The sequence below is a fragment of the Streptomyces sp. JHA26 genome, from assembly GCF_002005565.1.
Classification (GTDB): domain Bacteria; phylum Actinomycetota; class Actinomycetes; order Streptomycetales; family Streptomycetaceae; genus Streptomyces.
The window spans coordinates 104981-128478 of record NZ_BDJC01000009.1; the positions used below are offsets into that span (position 1 = coordinate 104981).

The 23498-nt window shown below is 75.6% G+C and carries 22 protein-coding genes; 11 read left to right on the forward strand and 11 right to left on the reverse strand.

Annotation, left to right across the window (positions count from 1 at the left end; all coding sequences use genetic code 11):
* Positions 1–116: 116 nt before the first annotated feature.
* Positions 117–1604: an MFS transporter gene (locus tag JHAT_RS08220; RefSeq protein WP_171990804.1), complete on the forward strand. Its 1488-nt coding sequence runs from the start codon at positions 117–119 to the stop codon at positions 1602–1604.
* A gap of 55 nt (positions 1605–1659) precedes the next feature.
* On the opposite strand, the gene JHAT_RS08225 is transcribed toward JHAT_RS08220, so the two are convergent.
* Genes JHAT_RS08225 through crtI form a run of 4 tightly spaced genes read right to left on the reverse strand, consistent with a single transcriptional unit; the run spans position 1660 to position 5659 of the window.
* Complete coding sequence (locus JHAT_RS08225; protein WP_077797393.1) at positions 1660–2142, reverse strand: MSMEG_6728 family protein; 483 nt, start codon at positions 2140–2142, stop codon at positions 1660–1662.
* Positions 2143–2160: 18 nt separating this feature from the next.
* Positions 2161–3171, reverse strand: coding sequence for a DUF5914 domain-containing protein (locus JHAT_RS08230; protein WP_077797394.1), 1011 nt, complete (start codon positions 3169–3171; stop codon positions 2161–2163).
* Positions 3168–4160: a phytoene/squalene synthase family protein gene (locus JHAT_RS08235; protein WP_077797395.1), complete on the reverse strand. Its 993-nt coding sequence runs from the start codon at positions 4158–4160 to the stop codon at positions 3168–3170. Before JHAT_RS08235 ends, JHAT_RS08230 begins: the two co-directional genes overlap by 4 nt.
* Positions 4157–5659 carry a phytoene desaturase family protein gene (gene crtI, locus JHAT_RS08240; RefSeq protein ID WP_077797396.1) on the reverse strand — a complete coding sequence of 501 codons (1503 nt, stop codon included), beginning with the start codon at positions 5657–5659 and terminating at the stop codon, positions 4157–4159. Before crtI ends, JHAT_RS08235 begins: the two co-directional genes overlap by 4 nt.
* Before the next feature lie 402 nt (positions 5660–6061).
* On the opposite strand from crtI, the gene JHAT_RS08245 reads away from it, so the two are divergent.
* From JHAT_RS08245 to JHAT_RS08255, 3 genes are read left to right on the forward strand one after another with little or no spacing between them, the layout of a single operon-like run.
* Positions 6062–7264, forward strand: coding sequence for a lycopene cyclase family protein (locus JHAT_RS08245; protein ID WP_077797397.1), 1203 nt, complete (start codon positions 6062–6064; stop codon positions 7262–7264).
* 17 nt (positions 7265–7281) lie between these two features.
* Positions 7282–8013 (forward strand): methyltransferase domain-containing protein, encoded by a 732-nt coding sequence (locus JHAT_RS08250; RefSeq protein ID WP_077797398.1) that lies wholly within the window; start codon positions 7282–7284, stop codon positions 8011–8013.
* Positions 8010–9563 (forward strand): NAD(P)/FAD-dependent oxidoreductase, encoded by a 1554-nt coding sequence (locus tag JHAT_RS08255; RefSeq protein WP_077797399.1) that lies wholly within the window; start codon positions 8010–8012, stop codon positions 9561–9563. Before JHAT_RS08250 ends, JHAT_RS08255 begins: the two co-directional genes overlap by 4 nt.
* Before the next feature lie 28 nt (positions 9564–9591).
* Here JHAT_RS08255 and JHAT_RS08260 read toward each other — a convergent pair whose 3' ends face one another.
* The 3 genes from JHAT_RS08260 to JHAT_RS08270 are packed head-to-tail and all read right to left on the reverse strand — an operon-like array spanning position 9592 to position 12606.
* Positions 9592–10473 (reverse strand): SDR family oxidoreductase, encoded by an 882-nt coding sequence (locus JHAT_RS08260; protein ID WP_077797400.1) that lies wholly within the window; start codon positions 10471–10473, stop codon positions 9592–9594.
* 29 nt (positions 10474–10502) lie between these two features.
* Entirely contained in the window at positions 10503–12122 is a 1620-nt protein-coding gene (locus tag JHAT_RS08265) for an NAD(P)/FAD-dependent oxidoreductase (RefSeq protein ID WP_077797443.1), read from the reverse strand.
* Positions 12115–12606, reverse strand: coding sequence for an SRPBCC family protein (locus tag JHAT_RS08270; protein ID WP_077797401.1), 492 nt, complete (start codon positions 12604–12606; stop codon positions 12115–12117). The genes JHAT_RS08265 and JHAT_RS08270 overlap by 8 nt, the downstream gene beginning before the upstream one ends.
* A gap of 234 nt (positions 12607–12840) precedes the next feature.
* On the opposite strand from JHAT_RS08270, the gene JHAT_RS08275 reads away from it, so the two are divergent.
* On the forward strand, positions 12841–14010 hold the full coding sequence (locus tag JHAT_RS08275; protein ID WP_077797402.1) for a S1 family peptidase: 1170 nt from the start codon (positions 12841–12843) through the stop codon (positions 14008–14010).
* Between the two features lie 85 nt (positions 14011–14095).
* On the opposite strand, the gene JHAT_RS08280 is transcribed toward JHAT_RS08275, so the two are convergent.
* Positions 14096–14506, reverse strand: coding sequence for a hypothetical protein (locus tag JHAT_RS08280; RefSeq protein ID WP_077797403.1), 411 nt, complete (start codon positions 14504–14506; stop codon positions 14096–14098).
* A gap of 1248 nt (positions 14507–15754) precedes the next feature.
* Here JHAT_RS08280 and JHAT_RS08290 point away from each other — a divergent pair.
* Complete coding sequence (locus JHAT_RS08290; RefSeq protein ID WP_077797404.1) at positions 15755–16597, forward strand: MBL fold metallo-hydrolase; 843 nt, start codon at positions 15755–15757, stop codon at positions 16595–16597.
* Between the two features lie 111 nt (positions 16598–16708).
* Here the strand turns inward: JHAT_RS08290 and JHAT_RS08295 are convergent, their stop codons facing one another.
* A complete protein-coding gene (locus JHAT_RS08295) occupies positions 16709–17110 on the reverse strand; it encodes an SRPBCC family protein (protein WP_077797405.1) in 402 nt (133 codons plus the stop codon).
* A 451-nt stretch (positions 17111–17561) separates the two neighbouring features.
* On the reverse strand, positions 17562–17870 hold the full coding sequence (locus tag JHAT_RS08305; protein WP_077797407.1) for a hypothetical protein: 309 nt from the start codon (positions 17868–17870) through the stop codon (positions 17562–17564).
* 146 nt (positions 17871–18016) lie between these two features.
* Between JHAT_RS08305 and JHAT_RS08310 the strand changes: the two genes are divergently transcribed.
* The 3 genes from JHAT_RS08310 to JHAT_RS08320 are packed head-to-tail and all read left to right on the forward strand — an operon-like array spanning position 18017 to position 19733.
* On the forward strand, positions 18017–18715 hold the full coding sequence (locus JHAT_RS08310; protein WP_077797408.1) for a nucleotidyltransferase family protein: 699 nt from the start codon (positions 18017–18019) through the stop codon (positions 18713–18715).
* Entirely contained in the window at positions 18712–19008 is a 297-nt protein-coding gene (locus JHAT_RS08315; RefSeq protein ID WP_077797409.1) for a BON domain-containing protein, read from the forward strand. Before JHAT_RS08310 ends, JHAT_RS08315 begins: the two co-directional genes overlap by 4 nt.
* Positions 19008–19733 (forward strand): metallophosphoesterase, encoded by a 726-nt coding sequence (locus JHAT_RS08320; RefSeq protein ID WP_171990797.1) that lies wholly within the window; start codon positions 19008–19010, stop codon positions 19731–19733. The genes JHAT_RS08315 and JHAT_RS08320 overlap by 1 nt, the downstream gene beginning before the upstream one ends.
* Positions 19734–19748: 15 nt before the next feature.
* Here JHAT_RS08320 and JHAT_RS08325 read toward each other — a convergent pair whose 3' ends face one another.
* The gene (locus JHAT_RS08325) at positions 19749–20390 is read right to left on the reverse strand and encodes an N-acetyltransferase (RefSeq protein WP_107481867.1); all 642 of its coding nucleotides are present in this window, start codon (positions 20388–20390) and stop codon (positions 19749–19751) included.
* 110 nt (positions 20391–20500) lie between these two features.
* Here JHAT_RS08325 and JHAT_RS08330 point away from each other — a divergent pair, with 110 nt between their 5' ends.
* The gene (locus tag JHAT_RS08330) at positions 20501–22990 is read left to right on the forward strand and encodes a molybdopterin oxidoreductase family protein (RefSeq protein WP_077797412.1); all 2490 of its coding nucleotides are present in this window, start codon (positions 20501–20503) and stop codon (positions 22988–22990) included.
* Positions 22987–23478: a hypothetical protein gene (locus tag JHAT_RS08335; protein WP_077797413.1), complete on the forward strand. Its 492-nt coding sequence runs from the start codon at positions 22987–22989 to the stop codon at positions 23476–23478. Before JHAT_RS08330 ends, JHAT_RS08335 begins: the two co-directional genes overlap by 4 nt.
* Positions 23479–23498 lie beyond the last annotated feature (20 nt).

Here is a 23498-nt window from a genome sequence, read left to right on the forward strand (position 1 = left end):
GGACGATCACTGCGGCGCAGAATTCGCTCAGGCGAAACGTGGTGAAGCAACAGAAAGGCAGCAGCGTGACGGACGCGAAGCCTGACGGCCGGTCCGGCCCCCACGGCCGGGTCAAGATGCCGAGCACGGTCGCGGCCCTGCCGCGGCAGGTACGGGAGGAACTGGCCCACCGGCTCCGCCGCAACAAGCGGGCCTTCCGCGAGGAGGACGTCCAGGTCGTCGAGAAGCCCCTGCTCAAACGCGCGGTCGGGGCATCGGCGCTGGGCAACTGCATGGAGTGGTTCGACTTCGGCGTCTACAGCTACCTGGCGGCCACCATCGGCAAGGTGTTCTTCCCCGGCGCCTCCCCGGCCGCCCAGGTCATCTCGTCGTTCGCCACCTTCGCCGCCGCGTTCGTGGTGCGCCCCCTCGGCGGCCTCGTCCTCGGCCCCCTCGGGGACCGCGTCGGCCGGCAGAAGGTGCTCGCCACCACCATGATCATGATGGCGGCCGGCACCTTCTGCATCGGCCTGATCCCCAGCTTCGACACCATCGGCATCGCCGCGCCGATCCTGCTGCTGCTCGCCAGGATGGTCCAGGGCTTCTCCACCGGAGGCGAGTACGGCGGGGCCACCACCTTCGTCGCCGAGTACTCACCCGACCGGCGGCGCGGCTTCCTGTCCAGCTGGCTCGACTTCGGCACCTTCGTCGGCTACGCCCTCGGCTCGGCCCTGGTCACCGGCCTGAACCTGTGGCTGACCGACGCCCAGATGCTCTCCTGGGGCTGGCGGCTGCCGTTCCTGATCGCCGGTCCGCTCGGCGTCATCGGCCTGTACATGCGGCTCAGGCTGGAGGAGTCCCCCGCCTTCCAGCAGCAGCTCGACGAGCACGAGAAGAGCCTCGCCCAGGAGTCGGCGGGCACCGAGTTCAGGACCATCGTCAAGGAGCACCGGCGCCCGCTGGTCCTGTGCATGGGCATCGTGCTGCTCTACAACGTCACCAACTACATGGTCACCGGCTACCTGCCGACGTACCAGACCGAGACCCTGGGCCGCTCCAGCGGTTCCGCCGACGTGCTGGTGCTGATCGGCATGCTGTGGATCGTCGTCCTGATCACCTTCCTCGGCCGGCTCAGCGACCGCGTCGGCCGCCGTCCGCTCTACGCCGTCGGCGCGGCAGCCATGATCGTCTTCTCGGTACCGGCGTTCCTGCTGCTCAGGTCGGACGGCACCGTGGCGCCCGTCCTCGGGATTCTGATCCTGTCCACGCTGCTGGCCTGCTTCGCCGCCCCGAGCGCGGCCACCCTGCCCGCCCTGTTCCCGACCGCCGTGCGCTACGCGGCCATGGGCATCGGCTTCAACTTCGCCGTCGCCGCCTTCGGCGGCACCACGCCGCTGGTCGCCGAGGCGCTGGTGAGCGTCACCGGCGACGACCTGATGCCGGCCTACTACCTGATGGTGGCCGGCGCCATCGGGCTGGTGACGGTCAGGTTCCTGCCGGAGAGCGCCCAGGTGCCGCTGCGCGGCTCGCAGCCCATGGTCGGTTCCCGGAGCGAGCAGCGGGAGCTGATCAGCACGTCCGCCGACCTCTACGCCTTCTCCGAGGAGCGCCCGGCGAGCCGGTGACCGGCCGCACCGGCCCCGGTGCGGCCGGGCGTCCCGACGGCCCCGGGCCCTGCCGTCACGTTCCCGTTCCCTCCGGCTCGCGGTCCGAGGCCGGCCACACGTAGGGCAGGTCGTCCGGGACCCCGGGGAACAGCCCGGCGTACGTGTCCGGGTCCTTGCGCACCAGCGCCGACCGGTGGCTGCGATGGAAGGCGTCGTCCCCGATCCAGGGCGGCAGCTCCCCGGCCCGGGCGAGCTCCGGCTGGTCGCGCACGGGGACGCCGGGACGGGAGGCGGCGAGCTGGGCGACGAGCTGGGCGGCACAGCTGTCCTGGTGTCCCCGGTCGCGCCAGACCCGGCAGATCTCCAGGCCGTAGCGGACGAGTGCCTCCTCGTAGCCGGTCCACATGCGCACCGCGGGGTGCCGGCGCCAGCCGTAGCCGGGGACGGTGAGGCCGCGCAGCACCTGGAGCGCCTCGACCCGCTGTTTGCCCAGCCGGCGGCGGTCCAGGACGAGCGCCGTCTCCCGGAAGCCGGGGTGGGGCAGGAAGGTCTGCACGGGGGTGTCCTCCTCCGGTCAGCCGGGGAACACGCCGCGCCGGCGCAGGTCCCGGCGCCGTTCGGCGTAGGCGAGGTCGTCGCGCCACAGGCGGCCGGCGGCGGCGCGCATCAGCGGGCGCAGGGCCGGTGCCAGGCGGCGGGCCACGAGGAACCCGGACCGGTCCGAGGTGGCGAGCACGGCCTCGGTGACCGCGGTGCGCGGCCGGCCGAGGCCGTCGGGGGCCAGCGGCGTGGCGTGGCTCTCCACGACCGACCCGGCGCCCTCGCCGTCCGTGATGCGCATGACGACGGTGCGCGGTCCGGGGGCGGTGAACTCGGCCCGCACGGGGACGACGAGGCGCCCGGTGAGCCGGAAGGAGACGTCCACGAGGAAGCGGTCGTCGGCGTCGGTGCCGTCCGGGGCCCGTACGACGGTGAGGTCCACGAAGGAGTACGGGTGGAACCAGGCGCCGTGCCACGGGTCGAGGCGGTTGGCGACGACGTCCTCCGGCTCGCAGGCGCCGGTGCCGCGCCAGACCGATGTCAGCGCCGTCGCCGGGTCCGGTCTGTCGGGCACCGCGGGGGCCGGGGTCGGCGGTTCCTGCCCCACGGCGTCCAGTCGTGCCCACACCAGGACGCCGTCGTCGTGCACCGGGAAGGGTTCCCAGCCGGCGAACGGGGTGCCGTCCAGGGCGAGTCCGTGCCAGCGGCACACGAGCGTGCCGCACCGCACCGGGCCGTCGGCCAGCGGGGCGCCGAGATGGGGGCAGGCACCGGGGCCGCCCACCAGGCGGCCGTGCGCGTCCCGCCAGAGGACGACCTCGACGCCGGCGACCGTGGCGGCCAGCGGACGGTCGGGGCGGACGCCGGTGGTGGCGCCGACGACGTACCAGTTGCCCGAGGGCCGCGCCAGGGCGCGTGCGAGGGCCCCGGCGATGACGGCCGGCCGGGCCTCGCGCCAGGTGGGGCGCTGCCGGGACCAGGGGACGGGGCGGCGGCGCAGCCGCAGGGGGTACCGGCCCCGGCGGGGCCGGGATTCCTGGCTCATCGGACCTCCTCCGCCTCGTGGGGCGCCGTCGGCGGTCGTGCCGGGGACGTCCCCCGGGATCCGAGCCGCGCGGCCAGCACCCGGGCGAGTCCGTCGGCGGCTACGGCCGCTCGCCGTCCGCGGGAGACCACCGCGCGCCGGTGCAGTACCGCGTACCCGCCGTCCGCGACGGCGTCGAGGATGGCGCGGTAGAGCACGTACGCGGTGCGGATGCAGGGCCGGGCGACGGGGTCCAGCATCGCGAGGCCCGGCGCCGCGTCGCGGTACACGGCCCGGGTGAGGTCCTCGGCGGTCCGCAGCGCCGCGGTGATCCGCCGGTCGTGGCGGCCGGTGCGCCGGCTCCAGTGCAGCAGGGAGCGGTCCACGCCGTGGGCGGCGAGCAGGTCGGCGGGAAGGTAGACGCGGCCCCGGTCGAGGTCCTCCCCGACGTCCCGCAGGAAGTTGGTCAGCTGGAAGGCGACGCCCAGCGCGGCGGCGTGCGGGGCGGCCTCCTCGCGCGGGGTCACGGTGCCGAGCACGGGCAGCATCTGCAGGCCGATCACCGCGGCCGAGCCGTGCATGTAGGCGCGCAGGTCGTCGTAGGTGGCGTAGTCGGTGACGGTGAGGTCACTGCGCATGGAGGCCATGAAGGCGGTGAAGTACGCCGGGTCGATGGCGTGGCGGGCGGCGGTGTCGGCCACGGCGAGGACCACGGGCTCCCCGTCGGCCCGGCCGCCGTCCAGGGCGTGCCGCAGGCGTTCCTCGAGGCGGGTCAGCGCGGCGGCCCGCTCGGCGGGTGCCGCGCCGGCTCCCAGGTCGTCGACGATGTCGTCGGCCCACCGCGCGAAGCCGTACAGCGCGTGAACGGCCGGCCTGCGGTCGGCGGGCAGCAGGCGGGTCGCCAGGAAGTAGGTGCGCCCGTGGCGGGCGTTGAGGCTCCGGCACCGGGTGTAGGCGGCGCGCAGCGCCGGGTCGGTGATGCCGGCGGCGTCCAGTTCGCGGCGGGTCATCGGCGTCCGCCCCCCGGGGCCGTGCCGGTGATGCGGGCGGCGGCGAGCTTCCCCGAGATCAGCACGGTCGGCACGCCGACGCCCGGGGTGGTGCCGCAGCCGGCGAGGACCGCGTTGTCCGTGCCGCGCACTAGGTTGCGGGGCCGGAAGGGCCCGGTCTGGGCGAAGGTGTGGGCGACGGAGAACGGCGTGCCCGCGGCGTGGCCCTGGGCGGTCCAGTCGGCGGGCGTCACCAGGCACTCCGCCTCGACTGCGGCGGCGATCCCGGTCAGTCCCCGGCGTTCGAGGGTGGCGAGCAGCCGGTCGCGGTAGCGGGGCGCGAGGTCGCTCCAGGCCTCGGCGCCCGGGCCGATGTCGGTGTTGGGGCAGGGGGCGAGGACGTAGTGGAGGTGGCGGCCGGCGGGGGCGAGGGCGGGGTCGCCGGCGGTGGGCCGGGTGATGAGCAGGGAGGGGTCGGTCATCAGGGCGCCGGTGCGGGTCAGTTCGTCGAAGGTCCGGCGCCAGGCGGCGCCGAAGGAGAGCGTGTGGTGGGCGAGGTGCGGCCAGGTGCGGGTGGTGCCGGCGTGCAGGACGACGGCGGACGGCGCGTGGCGCAGCCGCAGTGGGCGGCGCGGGCGGCGGCCCAGCAGCCGGTGGACGACGGGCAGGTCGGGGGTGAGGACGACGGCGTCGCAGGGGATGCGCTCGTGGGCGGTGACGACCGCGGTGACGCGGCTGCCGGACCGTTCCAGGCTGGTGACGTCCCGTCCGAGGAGCAGGTCGGCCCCGGCGGCGGTGGCGGCGGCGGCCATGGCGCGGGGCAGGGCGTGCATGCCGCCGCGCGGGAAGTACACGCCGGCCACCGTGTCCATGTAGGCGATGACGGCGTAGGCGGCCAGGGCGCGGGCCGGTGCGACACCGGCGTACAGGGCCTGGAAGGAGAACACGCGCTTGAGGCGCTCGTCCGTGAGGAAGCGGCCGATGCGCGCGTCCAGCCGGCCGAACCCGCCGAGGGCGGCGAGCCGGGCGAGGTCGGGGGTGAGCAGGCCGAGCGGCGAGTCGAAGTTGGCGTCGATGAACCGGCGCATCTGCACGGCGTACAGCCGCTGGAGCCAGGTGCGCAGCCGCCGGTACCCGGCCGCCTCCCTGGGTCCGGCGAAGCGTTCCACCTCCGCCTCCATCGCGGCGGCGTCGGTGTGCACGTCCAGTGCGGTGCCGTCGGCGAAGCACGCCCGGTAGGCGGGGTGCAGGGGCAGGAGGTCCACGTGGTCGCGCAGCCGCTCGCCGACGGCCGCGAACGCCTCGTCGGCCAGGTGGGGCATGGTCAGGACGGTCGGGCCGGTGTCGAGGTGGTAGCCGCCGAGCTCGCGCCGTCCGGCACGGCCGCCGGGCAGCGGGTCGCGTTCCACGACCGTCACCCGCCGTCCCGTGCCCAGCAGGTGCAGGGCGGCGGACAGGCCCGCGAGTCCGGCCCCGACGACCACCACGTGGCCGGTGCGGCCGGGCACCGTGCGCGTCACCGGCGCCCCTCCCCGGTGGGCGGCGGGCCCCAGAGCCCTCGTCTGCCGTCGCCGGCCGTGCTGACGCGCATCCGGGTCCTCTCCTCGTCGGTTCCGCCGGCGGGTCCCGCCGGCCGCCTCGGCGGCTCCCGCGGGTCCGGCCGGGGCGTGACACGGCGTCATGCCTTCCCCCGCCGGGCCCGGCACGATGCCGCCTTGGTCCGTTCACGTACGGCGGTCACCCGCCCGGCGGGCACCCGCACCGGGTGCCCCGCGCGCCGCGCTTCACTCGGCGGCGCGCAGGCGGGATACTCCGCCGGGGCCCTGCCGTCACGTCCCCGCCGCCCCGCACGCCGGAGACACGGGCGGCGGACAGGCGGGCGGTGGGCGGCCGGCAGGCGGGGCGGACGGAAGGGAGGCGCCGTGGTCGACGCGGACATCGTCGTGGTCGGGGCCGGGGCGGCGGGCCTGTCCCTGGCGCACCGGCTCCCGGCGGGCACGCACCGCCGTCCGGCGCCCTCCGTCGTCCTGATCGAGCCGCCCGCCGGTGCGCTGCGACCGCCGCGGCGCACCTGGTGCTTCTGGGAGACGGGCCCCGGCCGCTTCGACCGGGCGGTGACGGCGTCGTGGGAGTGGCTGCGGGTGTGCGGCCGGGACGGGGCGGTCGTCCGGCGGCACATCGCGCCCGCGCGCTACAAGATGATCCGCTCGGACGACTTCGAGGCGCTGGTGGAGCGCGATCTGAAGGACCGGCCGGGACTGCGGCGCCTGGAGGCCACCGTCGACGCGGTGACCGCGCTGCCGGACGGCACCGCGCGCCTGTCGGCCACGGACGCCGCCGGCCGACGCGTCTCGCTGCGCTCCCGCTGCGTCTTCGACTCCCGCCCGCCCGGCCGCCCGGTTGCCGCCCGCACCCGTCTGCTCCAGCACTTCCGCGGCTGGTTCGTCCGCACCGAACGGCCGGTCTTCGACCCGTCGGTGGTCGACCTGATGGACTTCCGCACCCGGCAGCCGGCGCGCGGCCTGTCCTTCGGCTACGTCCTGCCGACCGGCCGGCACACCGCGCTGGTCGAGTACACGGAGTTCGGCCCCGAGCCGCTGACGCCGGCACAGTACGACAGGGCCCTGGAGGACTACACGGGCCGCGTGCTGCGCATCGGCGCCGCGGAGGTCCTCTCGACGGAGCAGGGGGTGATCCCGATGACCGACGCGCTGTTCGAGCGGCAGGCCGGGGGGTCGGGCACCGTCTTCCGGATCGGGACGGCGGGCGGGGCGACGCGCGCCTCCACCGGCTACACGTTCGCCGCCGTGCAGCGCCAGGCGGAGGCCGTCGCCCACGCCGTCCGCGCGGGCCGCAGCCCGCTGCCGCCCGTCCCGTACCCGGCCCGGGCACGGCTGATGGACGCGGTGCTGCTGCGCGCGCTGGACACCGGCCGGGTCGACGGCCCCGACCTCTTCTTCCGGCTGTTCGACCGCGTCCCCGTCCGGCGGCTGCTGCGTTTCCTCGACGGGCGGACCCGGCTCCACGAGGACCTCGCGGTCGGCGTGCGCACCCCCGTCCTGCCGATGCTGCGCACGGCGGCCGAACTGCCGTGGCTGCCCCGCCGTCCCGTCCCCGCCCGCTGACCCCTCGGGAGTCCCCCATGTCCCTGCTGCGCGACACCGCGCTGGCCGCCGCCTTCGACCGGGGCGCCGAGCGCTACGACCGGCTGGTCGCGCTCAATCCCGGCTACCACGCCCAACTGCGCCGCTCCGCCCTCCGGCTGGCCCTCGCGGACGGCGGCGCCCCGCGCCGGGTGCTCGACCTCGGCTGCGGCACGGGCGCCTCGACGGCGGCGCTGGCCGCGGCGTTCCCCGACGCCGAGATCACCGGGGTCGACGCCTCGGCGGGCATGCTGCGCGCGGCCCGGGCCAAGCCGTGGCCGTCGCGGGTGCGTTTCGTCCACGCCCCGGCCGAGGAGCTGCACCGCGCCGGGGTGGGCGGCCCGTTCGACGCGGTCTTCGCCGCCTACCTGTTCCGCAACCTGGCCGACCCCGACGCCGTCCTGCGGTCGGTGCACCGGCTGCTCGTGCCGGGCGGCGGGCTGGCGGTGCACGAGTACGCGCTCAGCGGGCGCCGCGCCGACCGCCTGGTGTGGTCCGCGGTGTGCCGGGGCGTCATCGTGCCGCTGGGCACGCTCACCGGCGACCGTGCCCTGTACCGGCATCTGCGGCGCAGCGTCGCCGAGTTCGACACCGCGCCGGACTTCGTCGCCCGGCTGGCCCGGGCCGGCTTCGAGCGGGTCCGCGTGCTGCCGCTGCCGGGCTGGCAGACGGGCATCACCCACACCTTCCTCGGCCGGCGTGCCGCCGAGGAGACGGGCGCCGCCCGGTGAGCCGGCGCGACGGGGCGCGGCTTCCGGGCCGGGACCGGCACGCCCGGCTCCTCCCGCCCCGGCCGGGACGCGACCGGATCGCCGGCGAGCCGCCGTGCGTGGCGGTCGTCGGCGGCGGCATCGCGGGGCTGGCGGCGGCGACCGTGCTCGCCGAACGGGGCGTGCGCGTGGTGCTCCACGAGCGCGAACCGGTGCTCGGCGGACGGGTCGCCGGATGGCCCGTCGCCCTGCCCGACGGCACGCCCGCGACGATGAGCCGGGGCTTCCACGCCTTCTTCCGCCAGTACTACAACCTGCGGGCGCTGCTGCGCCGGGCCGACCCCGCGCTGGGCATGCTGACCGGGCTGCCCGACTATCCCCTGCTGCACAGCAGCGGTCTGCGCGACGGCTTCCGCCGCGTGCCGCGCACTCCCCCGTGGAGCGCCCTCGGTTTCGCCCTCCTCAGTCCGAGCTTCCGGCCGCGCGACCTGTTCGCCCTGCGGCCCGCCGCCGCCCTGCCCCTGCTCGACGTGCGCGCCCGCCACGTGTACGGACGACTGGACCACGTCAGTGCCCACGACTTCCTCGACACCCTGCGGTTCCCCGCGGCCGCGCGGCACCTGGCCTTCGAGGTGTTCTCCCGCAGCTTCTTCGCGGACCCGCGGCAGCTGTCGGCCGCCGAGATGGCCCTGATGTTCCACATCTACTTCCTCGGGTCCAGCGAGGGGCTGCTGTTCGACGTGCCCCGCGAGCCCTTCCCGCAGGCGCTGTGGGACCCCCTCGCACGGCACCTGTCCCGGCACGGCGTCGAGGTGCGCACCGCCGCGCCCGTCGACGCCGTCCACCCGCGGCCGTCCGGCGGGCACCTGGTCACCGACGGCGCCGGGACCCGGGCGTACGACGCCGTCGTACTGGCCGTGGACACCGACGGTCTGCGGGCGGTGGTGGGGCGGTCGCCCGGGCTGGGGGACGCCCCCTGGCGGGAGCGGGTGGCCCGGCTGCGGACGGCGCCGCCGTTCCTGGTGTCCCGGCTGTGGCTGGACCGCCCCGTCGCGGCCGACCGTCCCGGCTTCCTCGGCACCAGCGGCTTCGGCTCGCTGGACAACGTCAGCGTGCTGTCCCGGTGGGAGGGCGAGGCGGCGCGCTGGGCGGCCCGCACGGGCGGGTCGGTGGTGGAACTCCACGCCTACGCCCTGCCGTCGACGGCCGTCCGGGACGTCGAGGAGAAGCGCCTCGTCGACCAGTTGCACCGGGTCTGCCCGGAGACGCGGGAGGCCCGCGTCGTCGCCGCGCGGCACGAGTGGCGGGCGGACTGCCCCCTGTTCACGGTCGGGGGTCACGCGGACCGTCCGACGGTGCGCACGCCCGACCCGGCGCTCGTCGTCGCCGGGGACCTGGTCCGTACGGATCTGCCCGTGGCCCTGATGGAGCGCGCCGCCACCTCCGGGTTCCTCGCGGCCAACGCCCTGCTGGAGCGGTGGGGGGTGCGCGGCGAGCCGCTGTGGACGGTCCCCGACCGGGGGCGGTCCGCCCCGCTGCGCGCTCTGGCACGGCGGTACGCGCCGGGCTGACCGCCCGGCGCGCGTGCCGCGTACGGCGTCACCCCCCGGGGTGCCGCGCCGTGCGGTCGGCCCGCCCGCCCCCGCCGAGCGGGCCGGTGGCGTCCATGTCGCCCGCGGCCTCCAGCCCGGGCAGGTCGCGGCGGGACACCCGCATGACCACGGCGGGCAGTGCGGGGCGCGCCAACTGCGCCAGGCGCAGCCACCGGGGCACGTACACGGACGTGCGGCGGCGTTCCACGGCGCGCACCAGGCGGGCGGCGACGTAGTCGGCCGGGTAGGTGCGACGGGCCGGGGCCGGCATGTGGGCGCGCAGCTCGCGCAGGACGGCGTACCGGTCGGCGTCGCGGATCATGTCGGTGTCGATCCAGTTGAGGTAGGCGATGCCCACGGCGACCCCGTGGTGCGCCACCTCGGCGCGCAGGGCGTGGGTGAAGGCCTCCACGCCCGCCTTGGAGGCGCAGTAGGCGCTCATCATGGGGGCGGCGCCGAGCGACGCGGTCGAGGCGATCTGGAGGCAGTAGCCGGAGGTCCGGAACAGGTCCGGCAGGAAGGCGCGCACGGTCTGCGCGCTGCCCGTCAGGTTCACGTCGACGACGCGGCGCCAGCCGGCCGGGTCGGACCCGGCGAAGGGTCCGCCCTCCGCGATGCCGGCGTTCGCCACCACGACCGACGGCGGTCCGAGGCGCTCGCGCACCTCGTGCGCCGCGGCGTCCAGCGCGGCGGCGTCGGTGACGTCGGCCTCCAGGACGAGCGCCGGGGCCGGCAGGGCCGCCGCCACGGCGTCCAGCCGGGTCCTCTCGTGGCCGAGCAGGGCGAGCCGGGCTCCCCGGCGGGCGCACTCCGCGGCCAGTGCGGCGCCCAGTCCTCGCGCGGCACCGGTCACCACGACGGTGCGGTCGCGCAGCGGACTGCCCGTCACCGGCGGACCCCCGCGTGGTCCGAGGCCGGTCATCGTTTGTCACCGACGCGGTCGCGGCGGGTCAGGACGCGCTGGATCCGGGTGGGGCCGGCCAGCCGGTGCCGGCGCAGTGCGGCCCGTGCGGCGTTGGCGCCGGGCGCCCCGTGCACACCGCCTCCCGGGTGGGCTCCCGCGGAGGCGAGGTAGAGGCCGGCCACCGGTGTCTCCGGCCGTCCGGTGCCGGGCACGGGCCGGAAGAAGAGCTGCTGGTGCATGGCCGTGGTACCTCCGTTGATGGCGCCGCCGTGGAGATTGGCGTTCATGGACTGGAGGGTCTGCGGGGCGAGGATGCGGCGGGCCCGGATCAGGGAGCGGAAGCCGGGGGCGAAGCGCTCCACCTGGCGCTCGACCCGGTCGGCCATGAGCTCCTGCTCCTTGGCGTCCCAGCTGCCGCCGATGCCCTCGTCGCCGGCGTCGCCCCGGATGTCCTGCGGGACGTGGGTGTACGCCCAGGCGGACTCGGTGCCCTCCGGTGAGCGGGACGGGTCGGTGGTCGTCATCTGGCCGAACAGGGTGAAGGGGCGGTCGGGGACCTGCCGCATGGCGATCTGGGCGGCGAACCGGGTCAGTTCGTCGAGGCCGTCGGCCAGGTGCACGGTGCCGGCGCCGGCCGCCTGGGCGCACCGCCAGGGCACGGGGCCGTCCAGCGCCCAGTCCACCTTGAAGGTGGCGAAGTCCCACTGGAAGCGCTCGAGGTCGGCGAGGACCTGGCCGGGCAGGTCCCTCGGGTCGACGAGCGTCCCGTACAGGGCGGGCACGGACACGTCCGCGAGGACGGCCCGCCGGGCCGTGACCGTCTCCCCGTCGGCCGTGCGCACGCCCACCGCCCGCCGGTCGCGGACGACGACCCGGTCGACGCGCCGCCCGCAGCGCAGGGTGCCGCCGAGGGAGCGCAGCCGGCGGACGAGGGCCTCGGTGAGGACGCCGGAGCCGCCGACCGGCACGGGAAAGCCGTAGGTCTGGCCGAGCATCGTCATCAGCCAGCCGAAGCCGCCGCTGCCCGCGGCCTCGGGCGCGAGGTCCGCGTGCAGGGCGTTGCCCGCCAGGAGCAGTCTGCCGCCCTCGCCGCGGAACTCCTCCTCGCCCAGACGGCGCACCGGCAGCACCAGGGTGCGGGCCAGCCGCAGCCCGCCCGCGGCGCGCAGGCGCAGGGCCAGCCGGGCGGCGGCCCTCACCGGCGGGAAGGGGGTGAACAGGGCGTCCAGGATGTCGGCCCGGTAGCGGTCCCAGACGTCGTGCAGGCGGTGCCAGGCGGCGCCGTCCCCGGGCGCGAAGACGTCGAGGGAGGCGGCGGTGGTGCCGACGTCGCGGTCGAGGACCGCGCACGTGCCGTCGGTCAGGGGGTGGGCGAGCACGTGGGGCGCGTGGGCCCAGCGCAGCCCGTGCTCCTCCAGTCGCAGGCCGGCCAGCACCGGGGAGGCCGCGGCGAGCGGGTAGAAGGAGCTGAACAGGTCGTTGACGAAGCCGGGGGCGACCTCGCCGTCGTGGCGCACGGCCCCGCCCGGCTCGGGCTGCTCCTCCAGGACCTCCACGCTCCAGCCGGCGTCCGCGAGGAGGTTCGCCGCGACCAGTCCGTTGGGGCCGGCGCCGATCACGACGGCGTCAGGCACGGCCGGCCCCCGGTTCGGACGCGGGGGCCGGGTCCGGCCGGCTCTGCTCACCGGCTCCGCCCTCGCACAGCCGGGCCAGCCGGGCCAGCATGGCCCGGTGCCTCAGCTGGATCACCGCTTCGACGCCCATGTTGTGCAGGAATCCACCGGCGCCGCGCAGGGGGTGCTCGTCCACGATCACCAGGCACTGCTCGCCCCAGGGACGCAGCTCGATGGCGACCCGTGCCGTGCCGAGGGGGCCGGCGATCGCCTCGAGTTCCAGGACGGTGCCCTCCTCGCAGCGCCTGACGACCGTCTCGTTGTGCAGGCTGACGGGCCCGATGGACACCTCGTAGCCGATCGAGGCGCCGACCTCCGGCCACCGGCCCCGCCTGGGGGTGGAGGACGACGTCCCCACGACCCAGTCCGCGTACCGGGTGCCGTCCGCCAGGACCTCCCACACCGCCTGCGGCGTCGTCTTGATCAACCGATGCCGAACTGCCACGCACGCCTCCACGTCCGAACTTGGCCAGGACCCGGCGCGAACTCGGCCAGGACCCGGAACCGGGTGCCCCGCTCGCGAAGGGCCAACCGGGGCGGTGGCGTCGCTCCGGAAAAATTGCCGCATTGGCATGGACCTGATAAAGGGGCGTGGCTAAGCTCGACACGACCCGATGAGAGCGCTCTCAGACCGCGGTTGTTCCACCCCCACCTCGCTGGAACGACGAAGGGCACCCCTGTGAGACGCAGCAGACTCAGGAACTGTGGCCTGGCCACCCTCCTCGTCCTCGGCGGCTGGGCCGCGGCCGGCACCCTGCCCGCCGCGGCGACCGACGCACCCGCCGGCTCCGCCGCCCCCGCCTCCCCCACCGCTTCCGCCGGTCTCCTCGAGGCCATGCAGCGGGACCTCGGCCTCACCCCGGCCCAGGCGGAGGACCGGCTCGCGGCCGAACGGCACGCCACCGACCTCGCCCCCGCCGCGCAGCGGGCGGCCGGGGACGCCTTCGGCGGCTCGTGGTTCGACGCCGGCCGCGGGCGGCTGACCGTGGCCGTCACCGCGGACGCCTCCCCCGCCACGGTCCGCGCCGTCCGCTCCACCGGCGCCGACGTCCGCACCGTCACGCACAGCGCCCGGCAGCTCGAAGCCGCCAAGCAGCGCGTCGACGGGCTCGACGCGCCCGCGGGCGTCAGCGGCTGGCACGTCGACCCGGCCGCCAACACGGTGGTCGTCGACGTCGTCCGCGGCGAACACGCCGACAACGATGTCCGACGCTTTCTGGACCGGGCCCGCGCGTCCGGCCCGGTGACCGTGCGGACGGTGGCGTCCGCCCCGCGGACCTTCGCGGCGGGCACGGTCGGCGGCGATCCGTACTACACGGGCAACGTCCGCTGCTCCATCGGCTTCTCGGTGCACGGCGGGTTCGTCACCGCCGGGCACTGCGGCCGGGCCGGGGCCGGCGTCAGCGGCTGGGACGGGTCGTACATCGGCACGTTCCAGGGCTCGTCGTTCCCGGACAACGACTACGCGTGGGTCAGCGTGGGCAGCGGCTGGTGGACGGTGCCGGTCGTGCTCGGCTGGGGCACGGTCTCCGACCAGCTGGTGCGCGGCTCCGCCGAGGCCCCGGTCGGCGCGTCGATCTGCCGCTCCGGCTCCACCAGCCACTGGCACTGCGGCACCGTGCTGGCCAGGAACGAGACGGTCAACTACAGCCAGGGCGCGGTGCACCAGATGACGAAGACCAGCGTCTGCGCCGAGCCCGGTGACTCGGGCGGTTCCTTCATCAGCGGCGACCAGGCGCAGGGCGTCACCTCGGGCGGCTGGGGCAACTGCTCCGGCGGCGGGGAGACGTGGTTCCAGCCGGTCAACGAGATCCTGAACCGCTACGGGCTGACCCTGCACACGGCCTGAGCCGGACGCGGCGTCACGAGGTCCCGCCGGTCACCCGGCGGGACCCTTCCCGTACCGGACGGGTGCGCGTCGTCCGGTCGGCGGGTCACATGTCGCCGCGTTCCGTCGTGAGCCGACGGTAGGCGGCGCGGGCGTGGACCAGCCGGGCCAGGGCGGTCCCGACGAGGGTCGCGCCGAAGAGGCAGGCGAGCCAGAGCGCGTCCCGGCGCCCGCCCCAGGTGAGCACGCCGGCGGGCGGTATCGCGAAGCCGTTGAGGGACAGCCAGCACAGGACGGCCGTGCCGGGGGCGGCGGTGAAGCGGGCGCACAGCCCGAGCAGGGCCGCCAGGAGGGAGAGCACCGCCAGCGCGAGTCCGGGACGCCCGGAGCCCACGGTGCCGTTGAGCAGTGCCACCAGGACGAGCGCGCCGGCGAACGCCCCGGCCCACACCAGCGGGGCCGCGACGGGCCGGGGGACGGGTCTGGCACCGCTTCCCAGGGGCACCCACTCGATCATGCGCACGGCTCCTTCCGCTCCCGGGACGGCCACGACCACGGTGCCGCCCCTGCGAGCAGATTGTCCCACCGGGGCACGGCACGGGACGCGGGCCGGGGGCGACTTCGGCCCGCACCGGACGGGCGGTCCTCGGGACGGGTCCGGGCGCACGGTCCGCCGCGCACCGAGCCTCACGGTCCCGGCCGGGCGCCCCGTTGCGGCGGCGCCCGGCGACCGCGCCGTAGGGACGTCGGCGTGCGGGGGCGACGGCACACCGACCGCCCCGCCGCAGGCTGCGGCGGGGCGGTCGGTGTCGCGGACGGTCCGTCAGCACGGTGTCGCTGTCATCAGCCTCTCGAACGAAGCCATGCAGTCAGGGCAGTGTCGCGCCCTTTCACCGTCGGATGCCTCGATACGCTCGCGGAGCTCCTGTCCGCACAGGGTGGCCGCGGCCTGTTTGGCCATCACGTGCCACACCAAAGCTCCGCCCGCCTTTTCCGGGCCCACGCACATCTCGTACATGACCGGCCTCCCAGCCTGGACGCCGCTGACACCCTCCAGGAGACACCGGATCGGCCACCGCCAGTAGCGCGCGGGGGCCATTCGGGTGACGGACCATACGCCCCTCCGGGGCCGCCAGGCACCCGGACGGATAGAAACGATCAGCCAATCGGCCCTGTACCGGTGGGTTCCTGACACGGCATCGGCACAGCCGGACGGACCGGCGGCGCACCGGTCCGACGGCGACCCGTACCGGACCGATCGCTCCGGCCCCCGTCGGCACCGCGCCGCCGCGGGCGCGTGTGCTCGTCCCCCGGCCGGCGACGCGCCGGCGCTGTCCGTCCGTCCGGACCCAACTTCACCGACCCGCACCGCGGTTGCTCTGCACGAGCAGGACACCCCCGCCCTCCCGGTGCCGGCGGTGCGCCCGCTGGTGCCGGAGGCGGGCCGGCACGTCGGTGCGCCTGCGTGCGGCGCCCGGCACGGCGGGCGGATCCGGCTTGCGGTGGCCGGAGCCGGCGGGCCGCACCACCCCGACCCGACGCGAGGGAACCGGGAGGAGACGGCCGGGCGGCGCGACGCCGTGGAGCCCGGCGGGTGACGGACCGGCGGGGCCGTGCGCACCGGTGCCGACGACGCCGTCCCGCGGGCACCTCCGGCGCTGTTCCGCCGGAGCCCGGGTGAAGGCCCCCGCGAGGGGTACTCCCTGCTTCCACGAGGAGCCGGGCCGACCGGGCCCCGCACGCACTTTCGGACAGGAGCACGCTGATGTCCCCGTCCCCCGACGACTGTCTGCGGATCCACTTCATCGGCAACGCCACCGTACTGCTCCGGTACCGCGGGCTGAGCCTGCTGACCGATCCGAACTTCCTCCACCGCGGACAGCGTGCCTACCTCGGTCACGGCCTCACGAGCCGCCGCCTGACCGAACCCGCCCTCGACCCCCGCGACCTGCCGGAACTGGACGCCGTAGTGCTGTCCCACCTGCACGGCGACCACTGGGACCGGGTGACCCGGCGGCGGCTGCCCCGATCGCTGCCGATCGTCACCACCCCGCACGCCTCCCGCCGGCTGCAGGGCCTGCACGGGTTCCACCGGGCCGTGGGACTGCGCACCTGGCAGCAGGAGACCGTGCGGCACGGGGACGCCCAGGCATGCGTCACGGCGCTGCCCGGCCGCCACGCCGGCCACCCGGCGCTGCGGCGTCTGCTGCCGCCGGTGATGGGCAGCCTGCTGGAGTTCGGGCCCGTCGACGGGCCGCCGCGGCACCGGCTGTACGTGTCCGGGGACACGCTGCTCTTCGACGGCCTGGACGAGATCGCCCGCCGCTTCCCCGACCTGGACCTGGCGGTGCTGCACCTGGGCGGCACCACGCTGCCGGGCGGCTTCGTGGTCACCATGGACGGACGCCAGGGCGCGGAACTCGCACGGCGCCTGGACCCCCGGCGGATCCTGCCGGTGCACTACGACGACTACACGGTCTTCCGCTCACCCCTCGACGCCTTCCTCGCCGAGGCCGACCGCAGGGGGCTCGCGGACCGGATCGTGCACTGCCGGCACGGCCAGCGGGCGACCTTCCGTCCGGGCGGGGGGCCGCCCGTCGTGACGTGACGGGTCCGGCGTACCGGTCGGACGCGGTGGGGGGGGCGGCGGCGGTCCGGACGGTTCCGGGAAGGCGGGCGCACCGGAGCCGGGCGTGGCCGCGACGGCCGCGGCGCCGGTTCAGCCGGTGCGCAGTCGCACCTGTTCCTCCAGGCGTCGCAGGCTGGTGTCGAGGGCGTCGGCGACCGCCTGCCCGCCCGGGTCGTGACTGTCGTCGAAGAACGACAGGTGGACGGTGACCTCGCTGGTCCCGGTGTCGAGGCCGGCGACCTGGAGCCAGCCGGCGTAGCTGCCCTGGTCCCGCGTGCCCCATTCGAGCCGCATCTGCTCGGGCCGGGCGCGCAGCAGCGCGGAGGTGTCCTGGTCGCTGTGGTCCTCGTGGACGGTGACGGCGGGCGGTTCCTCGATCTCCACGTGCAGCTCCCGCGGGAGCCACGTGTCCAGCCGGTCGACGTTCGCGGCCTGGTCGAAGACCTGCTCGGCCTGTGCGGGCATGGTGCGGGAACGCTCGTACTCGGTCATGGGGCACCACTCCTCGGCGCTCGGGGTCGTCCGACGGACCGCGTGCCCGGTCTGCGGCGGCCGAAGCGTCCCGAGGACGGTCCGCCCGACACGCGCGCCCGGGGGCGCGGTGCCGGGCCGCCGCGCGGTACGCCCGACCCGGCCGGCACGCGACGCGGGGCGAGGTGCCGGCGTCGGGGGCGGGCGGCGCGCCGCCGGACCTCCTCGCCGGCCCGGCCCACCCGGCGCCGGTCCCGGCCACCGCCGTGGTCCGCTGTTCCGGGGCGCCCGGGCTGCGGCACGCCGTGGTCCGCCCCGTCGGTCTCCGGCAGCGGTTCCTCGTCCCGCGGACCGACGTGACCCAGGCGGTCCCCGTCGCAGGACGACGCGGCACTCCCGACGCGCGGCACTCCTGACGGTCGGGTGGCGGCCCCGGGCCGGGTGACGCCCGGGGCGGCTCCCGCCGGGCGCGTCACACGACGTGGCCGTGGGCCCGCAGCCAGCCGTGCACGGTCTCCTTGTCGGACGGGCTGATGCGCACGGGTCCTTCGACGTACGGTCCCTCGTCCTCGGTGAAGCCGGTGTCCGTGATCCGCGCGGTGACCCAGGTGGCCAGGTCCTGCGCGGCCTGCTCCGGCAGGGTTCCCCGTTCCCAGCCGGCGCGGGCCCGTCGGGCCGCGGCGGGGTCGTGCCGCCCGGTCTCCTCCAGCCACGCCGCCACCAGCCGTTCGACGGTCCGGCGGTCCGCGTCGTCCTGTGGCCGCTCGTGTGTGTCGTTCATGCCGTCCGAGTGCCCGGAACCGGCCGGGGACGCACCGGGTGACCGGGCGTCGTGGGCCCTGTGTCGGCGGTGCCCCGCCGGGTACCCGCACCGGGGCGACGACCGGCCCGGTCCGCGGAGGACCACAGCCCGGAGAGGGGACCACGATGACGCAGCCCGCCGACGACCGCGCTCTCGACCGGCACGCCGGCGTGTCCGAGCTTCGTCCGCCGGCCGGGGACGCCCGGCCGGCCGGCCGTGACGACGTGCTCCGTGAGGAACTCCCGGTCGACCGCAACCAGGCCATCCTCCAGGCCGCCAAGCAGGTGGGCGCGATCCTGAAGAGGGAAGGCCACCCGTTCGCCCTCGCGGGCAGTGTCGCCGTGTACGCGCACGGCGGCACCCAGAACCTCCAGCACGACGTCGACTTCTGCATCCGGCCCGAGGACGCGGAAGCCGTGGCCCGCACACTGCGCGAGGCGGGCCTGGAGGTCTACACGCCGCCCGAGGACTGGCTGCTGAAGGCGAACTGCCTGGGGCAGCAGGTCGACCTCATCTTCGAACTGGCGCACCAGCCGGTCACGGCGGGCCTGCTGGACCGGGCCCGGGAGCTCTCCGTCGACTCGGTGCTGATGCCGGTCCTGTCGCCGACCGACCTGCTGCGCGGTCTGCTGGCCGCCTTCTCGGAGCACCACTGCGACTTCGGGGCGGTGCTGCCCATCGCCCGCACGCTGCGGGAGAAGATCGACTGGGACGAGCTGCGCCGCGACTGCGGCGACGCCCCGATGCCCGCCGCGTTCTTCTTCATCCTCGAACGGCTGGAGATCATCTCCCCGGCCTCCCCCGCGAAGGAGGAGCACCGATGAGCGACCCCGTCGCCCACCAGGGGCCCGCCGCGAGCGACCCCGCGTCCGCCGCCGAGAACGTCGAGTACCGCGTCGCCCACCTGCACGACCGGCTCGCCGCCGAGGAGCTCGCCGAGCTCGGGGTCCGGGCCGAGGTCCGGGCCGGGGCCGTCGCGGTCACCGGCACGGTGCCCTCCGTCCAGTGCCGCGAGACCCTCCTGCGGGTCGTGCGCGAGGAGCTGGCGGGGCTCACCGTGCACAGCGACATCGTGGTGGCCGACACCACCCGCCCCGACCATGCGGAGGAGTTGTGATGATCCGCGTCGCCGCCGTCGGAGACATCCACATGGGCCCCGACAGCCAGGGACTGCTGCGGCCCGCCTTCGAGACCCTGCCCGAGTGCGCGGACGTGCTGCTGCTCGCCGGGGACCTGACCCGGCACGGCACACCGGAGGAGGCCCGGGTGGTGGCCCAGGAGGTGCGCGGTCTGCCGGTGCCGGTGGTGGCCGTCCTCGGCAATCACGACCACCACGACGAGCAGCCCGAGAAGGTCGCCGCCCTCCTCCAGGACGCCGGTGTGACGGTCCTGGAGGGCGAGGCGACGGTCGTGGAGTGCGCCGGGACCCGCGTCGGGATCGCCGGGGCCAAGGGGTTCGGCGGCGGTTTCGTGGGCCGCAGCGCCGGGGAGTTCGGGGAGCCGGTCATGAAGGAGTTCGTGCGCACCACCCGCCGCTCCGCGGACAGCCTGTACGCCGCGCTCAAGGAGCTGGACGACCAGGACTGCGCGGTGCGCGTCGCCCTGACGCACTTCTCCCCCGTGGCCGACACGCTCGCCGGTGAGCCGCCGGAGATCCATCCGTTCCTCGGCAGCTACCTGCTGGCCGAGGCGATCGACACGGCCGGCGCGGACCTCGCCGTCCACGGTCACGCGCACCTGGGTTCGGAGCACGGCATGACGGCGGGCGGGGTGCGGGTGCGCAACGTGGCCCAGCCGGTGATCCGCCGGGCCTTCAACGTCTACCGACTGGGTGCGGCCTGAGCGCTCCCCGGCGGGTCAGGGCCGGCCGGTGACGTCCTCGGTCGTGCGCCCGAGACAGGTGACGTCCGCGGGGTCCAGGCCGGCCGCCTCGATCTCGTGGAAGCCCAGACGGTCGTAGAAGGCCCGGGCGGGGACGTTGGCCGTCGCCATGACCAGGTGGACGGACGGCACCCCGCGCTCGCGCAGCGCCCGCCAGAAGGTGCGCATCAGCTCCCGTCCGTGTCCGCGGCCCTGCCACTCGGGCAGCAGGTCGATGTGCAGGTGGGCGGGGTAGGCGGCCAGTTCGGGCACGATCATGCGCTCGGGGTCGTGCAGCAGGGTGGCCATGAACTCGTCCGGGGTGCCGGGCGGCCCGTCCGGCGCCGGATAGCGGTCGGCGACCCGGGGCAGCCACTCCGCGCGGAACTCCCCGGCGAAGCGCGGGGTGTCCGCCGTGCCGAGGACGTAGCCCACGGCCCGGCCCCGCCCGTCGTCCAGCACGAAGGCCAGGTCCGGGTCGAGGTGGACGTAGGGGGCGGCGAAGATCGCGGGCAGGATGCGGGGGTCGGCGTAGACCGGGCGGCTGTCGCGGCCGTTGTGGGCGGTGCGGATGCAGATGTCGTCGAGGGCCGGTGCGTCGGCGGGACGGTAGGGGCGTACGGCGGCGGTCGAGGTCATCGCAGCATCCTGCCCGCTTGGGAGCGCTCCCACAAGGCGTATGCGTCGGTCGGCGGCGAGCGGGTACCCGGCCGCCCGCCAATGGGGCGGAGCATGGGGTGGAGGCCTGTATGGAGGAGTCGGCGGACCGGATCGCGCATCCCTGGGGCGGGAGGACGCCCTATGGGCGGCACGAGACCTGGCAGGCCAGAGTGGACACGTTCCTCGCGGAGGGCGTGGACCCGGAGGCGGTGCAGCGGTGGGTGCAGTCCGCGTCGATCCTGCACTCCGACGGCGACGCGATGGACATCGCGGTGGCCGACGGCCGGATGGTGGGCGTGCGGGGCCGAGCCACGGACCGGGTCAACCGGGGCCGGCTGGGACCGAAGGACCTGTTCGGATGGCAGGCGAACGCCTCCCCGGACCGGCTGACCCGGCCGCTGGTGCGGCGGGGCGGGCGCCTGGTGGAGACGGACTGGGACACCGCGCTGGACCTGGTGGCCGCCCGCTCGCGCGAACTGCTGGAGCGGCGCGGCCCCGGATCGATCGGCTTCTACACCAGCGGGCAGCTGTTCCTGGAGGAGTACTACACGCTCGCCGTCCTCGCCCGGGCCGGCATCGGCACCCACCACCTGGACGGCAACACCCGGCTGTGCACGTCGACGGCCGCGGAGGCGCTGAAGGAGACGTTCGGCTGCGACGGGCAGCCCGGCAGCTACGACGACTTCGACCACGCCGACGTGATCGCCCTGTTCGGCCACAACATCGCCGAGACCCAGCCCGTGCAGTGGATGCGGCTGCTGGACCGGCTGGAAGGATCCGATCCACCGCGTCTGCTGTGCGTGGACCCGCGGCCGACCCGGGTCGCCGGGCACGCCACCGTGCACCTCGCGCCCCGCGTCGGGACCAACGTCGCCCTGCTCAACGCACTGCTGCACGAGACGATCCGGCACGACCGGATCGACCGCGACTTCATCGCCGCGCACACCGTCGGCTTCGAGGAACTGGCCGACCGGGTCGCCCACTGCACCCCCGAGTGGGCCGCGGGCATCTGCGACGTCCCCGCCGCCCGGATCGAGGAGGCCGCCGAACTCGTGGGCACCACCGACGCGTTGGTGTCCACCGTCCTGCAGGGCGTCTACCAGTCCCACCAGGCCACGGCCGCGGCGGTGCAGATCAACAACCTGCACCTGATCCGCGGCATGCTGGGCCGCCCGGGCGCCGGCCTGCTCCAGATGAACGGCCAGCCCACGGCCCAGAACACCCGCGAGTGCGGCGCCGACGGCGACCTGCCGGGCTTCCGCAACTGGCAGAACGACGACCACGTCGCCGACCTGGCGAGGGTGTGGAACGTGGAGCCGGAGACCATCCCGCACTACGCGCCGCCCACCCACGCGATGCAGATGTTCCGGTACGCCGAGCAGGGCTCGATCCGCATGCTGTGGATCAGCGGCACCAACCCCGCCGTCTCCCTGCCCGAACTGGCGCGGATCCGCACGATCCTGTCGCAGGACCGGCTGTTCACGGTGGTGCAGGACCTGTTCCTGACGGAGACCGCCCGACTGGCCGACGTGGTCCTGCCGGCCGCCACCTGGGGCGAGAAGACCGGCGCGCTCACCAACGCCGACCGCACCGTGCACCTGTCGGAGAAGGCCGTCGAGCCGCCCGGTGAGGCCCGGCCCGACCTGGACATCTTCCTGGACTACGCGCGGCGCATGGACTTCCGGGACAAGGACGGCGGACCGCTGATCACCTGGCACGACCCGGAGTCCGCGTTCGAGGCGTGGAAGCGGTGCAGCGCGGGCCGCCCCTGCGACTACACCGGCCTGACCTACGCCAAGCTGCGCGGCACCAGCGGCATCCAGTGGCCCTGCGACGACAGCGCACCGGAGGGCACCGCCCGGCTCTACACCGACGGCATCCGGTGGGCCCACCCGGACGTGTGCGAGAGCTACGGCAAGGACCTGGAGACCGGGGCGTCCGTCGAGGTGGTGGAGTACCGCTCCCTCAACCCCGACGGCAAGGCCGTCCTGAAGGCCGCCGCCTACCTGCCTCCCCACGAGGAGCCGGACGAGGAGTACCCGTTCCAGCTCACCACGGGCCGGACGATCTACCACTTCCACACCCGGACGAAGACCGGCCGGGCCCCTCAGCTCGCCGGCGCCGCCCCGGACGTGTGGGTGGAGGTCTCCGCCCCGGACGCGGACCGGCTCGGCCTCGGCGAGGGGGACCTGGTCGAGGTCACCAGCAGGCGCGGCTCGCTGCGGGGACGGCTGCGGGTGACCGGCATCCGGCCGGGGCTGCTGTTCGTGCCGTTCCACTACGGCTACTGGGACACCGGGGGCGGGTCGGGGCCGGGTCCGGACACCCCCGGCCGGGCCGCCAACGAGACGACCGTCACCGACTGGGACCCGGTCTCCAAGCAGCCGCTGTTCAAGACGTCCACCGCCGCGCTCACCCTCGTCGAACGCGGTGACGGCCGTCCGGCCCCGGCCCCGACCACCACCGCGTCGGCACCGGCCGTGGCCGGCACCGTGCCGGCCACGGCGGGCGGACCGGCGGCGCACACCACGCAGGTACCGGCCCGGTTCCCGCACGAACGTGAGGAAGGCGCCCGGTGAACGGCATCACCCTGACCCTGCGCACCCTGCACCGTGGCGAACGGCGCCTGGCGCACGACCTGATCACCGTCGCCGAGCGGCACCGCGCCGAGCACGAGGTCCACCACGTCGCGACCGACCTCGCCCGCTGGTCGCGCGAGCACGTCCGACGACTGGCCGAGACCGCCGGGCACCACGGCCTCGACCTCGGCGGCCCGCCGGACGCCTCGCCGGACGGCGTGTTCGCGACCCTGCGCGAGAAGGCGGCGCAGGCCGTGGCGCACCGGCCCGAACCCGGCCTGCTGCTCCTGCGCGACCTGCGGGAACTGCACCTCGGCGCCGCGGAGAACTCGCTGCACTGGGAGATGCTCGCCCAGGTCGCCCAGGCGTCGAAGGACGGCGGACTCCTGGACCTGGTCTCCGCCTGCCACCCGCAGACACTGCGCCAAATGCGCTGGACCAACACCATGATCAAGAACCTGTCGCCGCAGCTCCTCACCAGTCTGTGACCTGCGGAAAACGCCCACGG

Excerpts from the sequence above, each read along its gene's own strand:
- JHAT_RS08220 (WP_171990804.1), top strand. The coding sequence starts at position 117 with ATGCCGAGCACGGTCGCGGCCCTGCCGCGGCAGGTACGGGAGGAACTG.
- JHAT_RS08230 (WP_077797394.1), bottom strand. The coding sequence starts at position 3,171 with ATGAGCCAGGAATCCCGGCCCCGCCGGGGCCGGTACCCCCTGCGGCTG.
- JHAT_RS08235 (WP_077797395.1), bottom strand. The coding sequence starts at position 4,160 with ATGACCCGCCGCGAACTGGACGCCGCCGGCATCACCGACCCGGCGCTG.
- JHAT_RS08250 (WP_077797398.1), top strand. The coding sequence starts at position 7,282 with ATGTCCCTGCTGCGCGACACCGCGCTGGCCGCCGCCTTCGACCGGGGC.
- JHAT_RS08280 (WP_077797403.1), bottom strand. The coding sequence starts at position 14,506 with ATGATCGAGTGGGTGCCCCTGGGAAGCGGTGCCAGACCCGTCCCCCGG.
- JHAT_RS08290 (WP_077797404.1), top strand. The coding sequence starts at position 15,755 with ATGTCCCCGTCCCCCGACGACTGTCTGCGGATCCACTTCATCGGCAAC.
- JHAT_RS08295 (WP_077797405.1), bottom strand. The coding sequence starts at position 17,110 with ATGACCGAGTACGAGCGTTCCCGCACCATGCCCGCACAGGCCGAGCAG.
- JHAT_RS08305 (WP_077797407.1), bottom strand. The coding sequence starts at position 17,870 with ATGAACGACACACACGAGCGGCCACAGGACGACGCGGACCGCCGGACC.
- JHAT_RS08310 (WP_077797408.1), top strand. The coding sequence starts at position 18,017 with ATGACGCAGCCCGCCGACGACCGCGCTCTCGACCGGCACGCCGGCGTG.
- JHAT_RS08315 (WP_077797409.1), top strand. The coding sequence starts at position 18,712 with ATGAGCGACCCCGTCGCCCACCAGGGGCCCGCCGCGAGCGACCCCGCG.
- JHAT_RS08320 (WP_171990797.1), top strand. The coding sequence starts at position 19,008 with ATGATCCGCGTCGCCGCCGTCGGAGACATCCACATGGGCCCCGACAGC.
- JHAT_RS08325 (WP_107481867.1), bottom strand. The coding sequence starts at position 20,390 with ATGACCTCGACCGCCGCCGTACGCCCCTACCGTCCCGCCGACGCACCG.
- JHAT_RS08330 (WP_077797412.1), top strand. The coding sequence starts at position 20,501 with ATGGAGGAGTCGGCGGACCGGATCGCGCATCCCTGGGGCGGGAGGACG.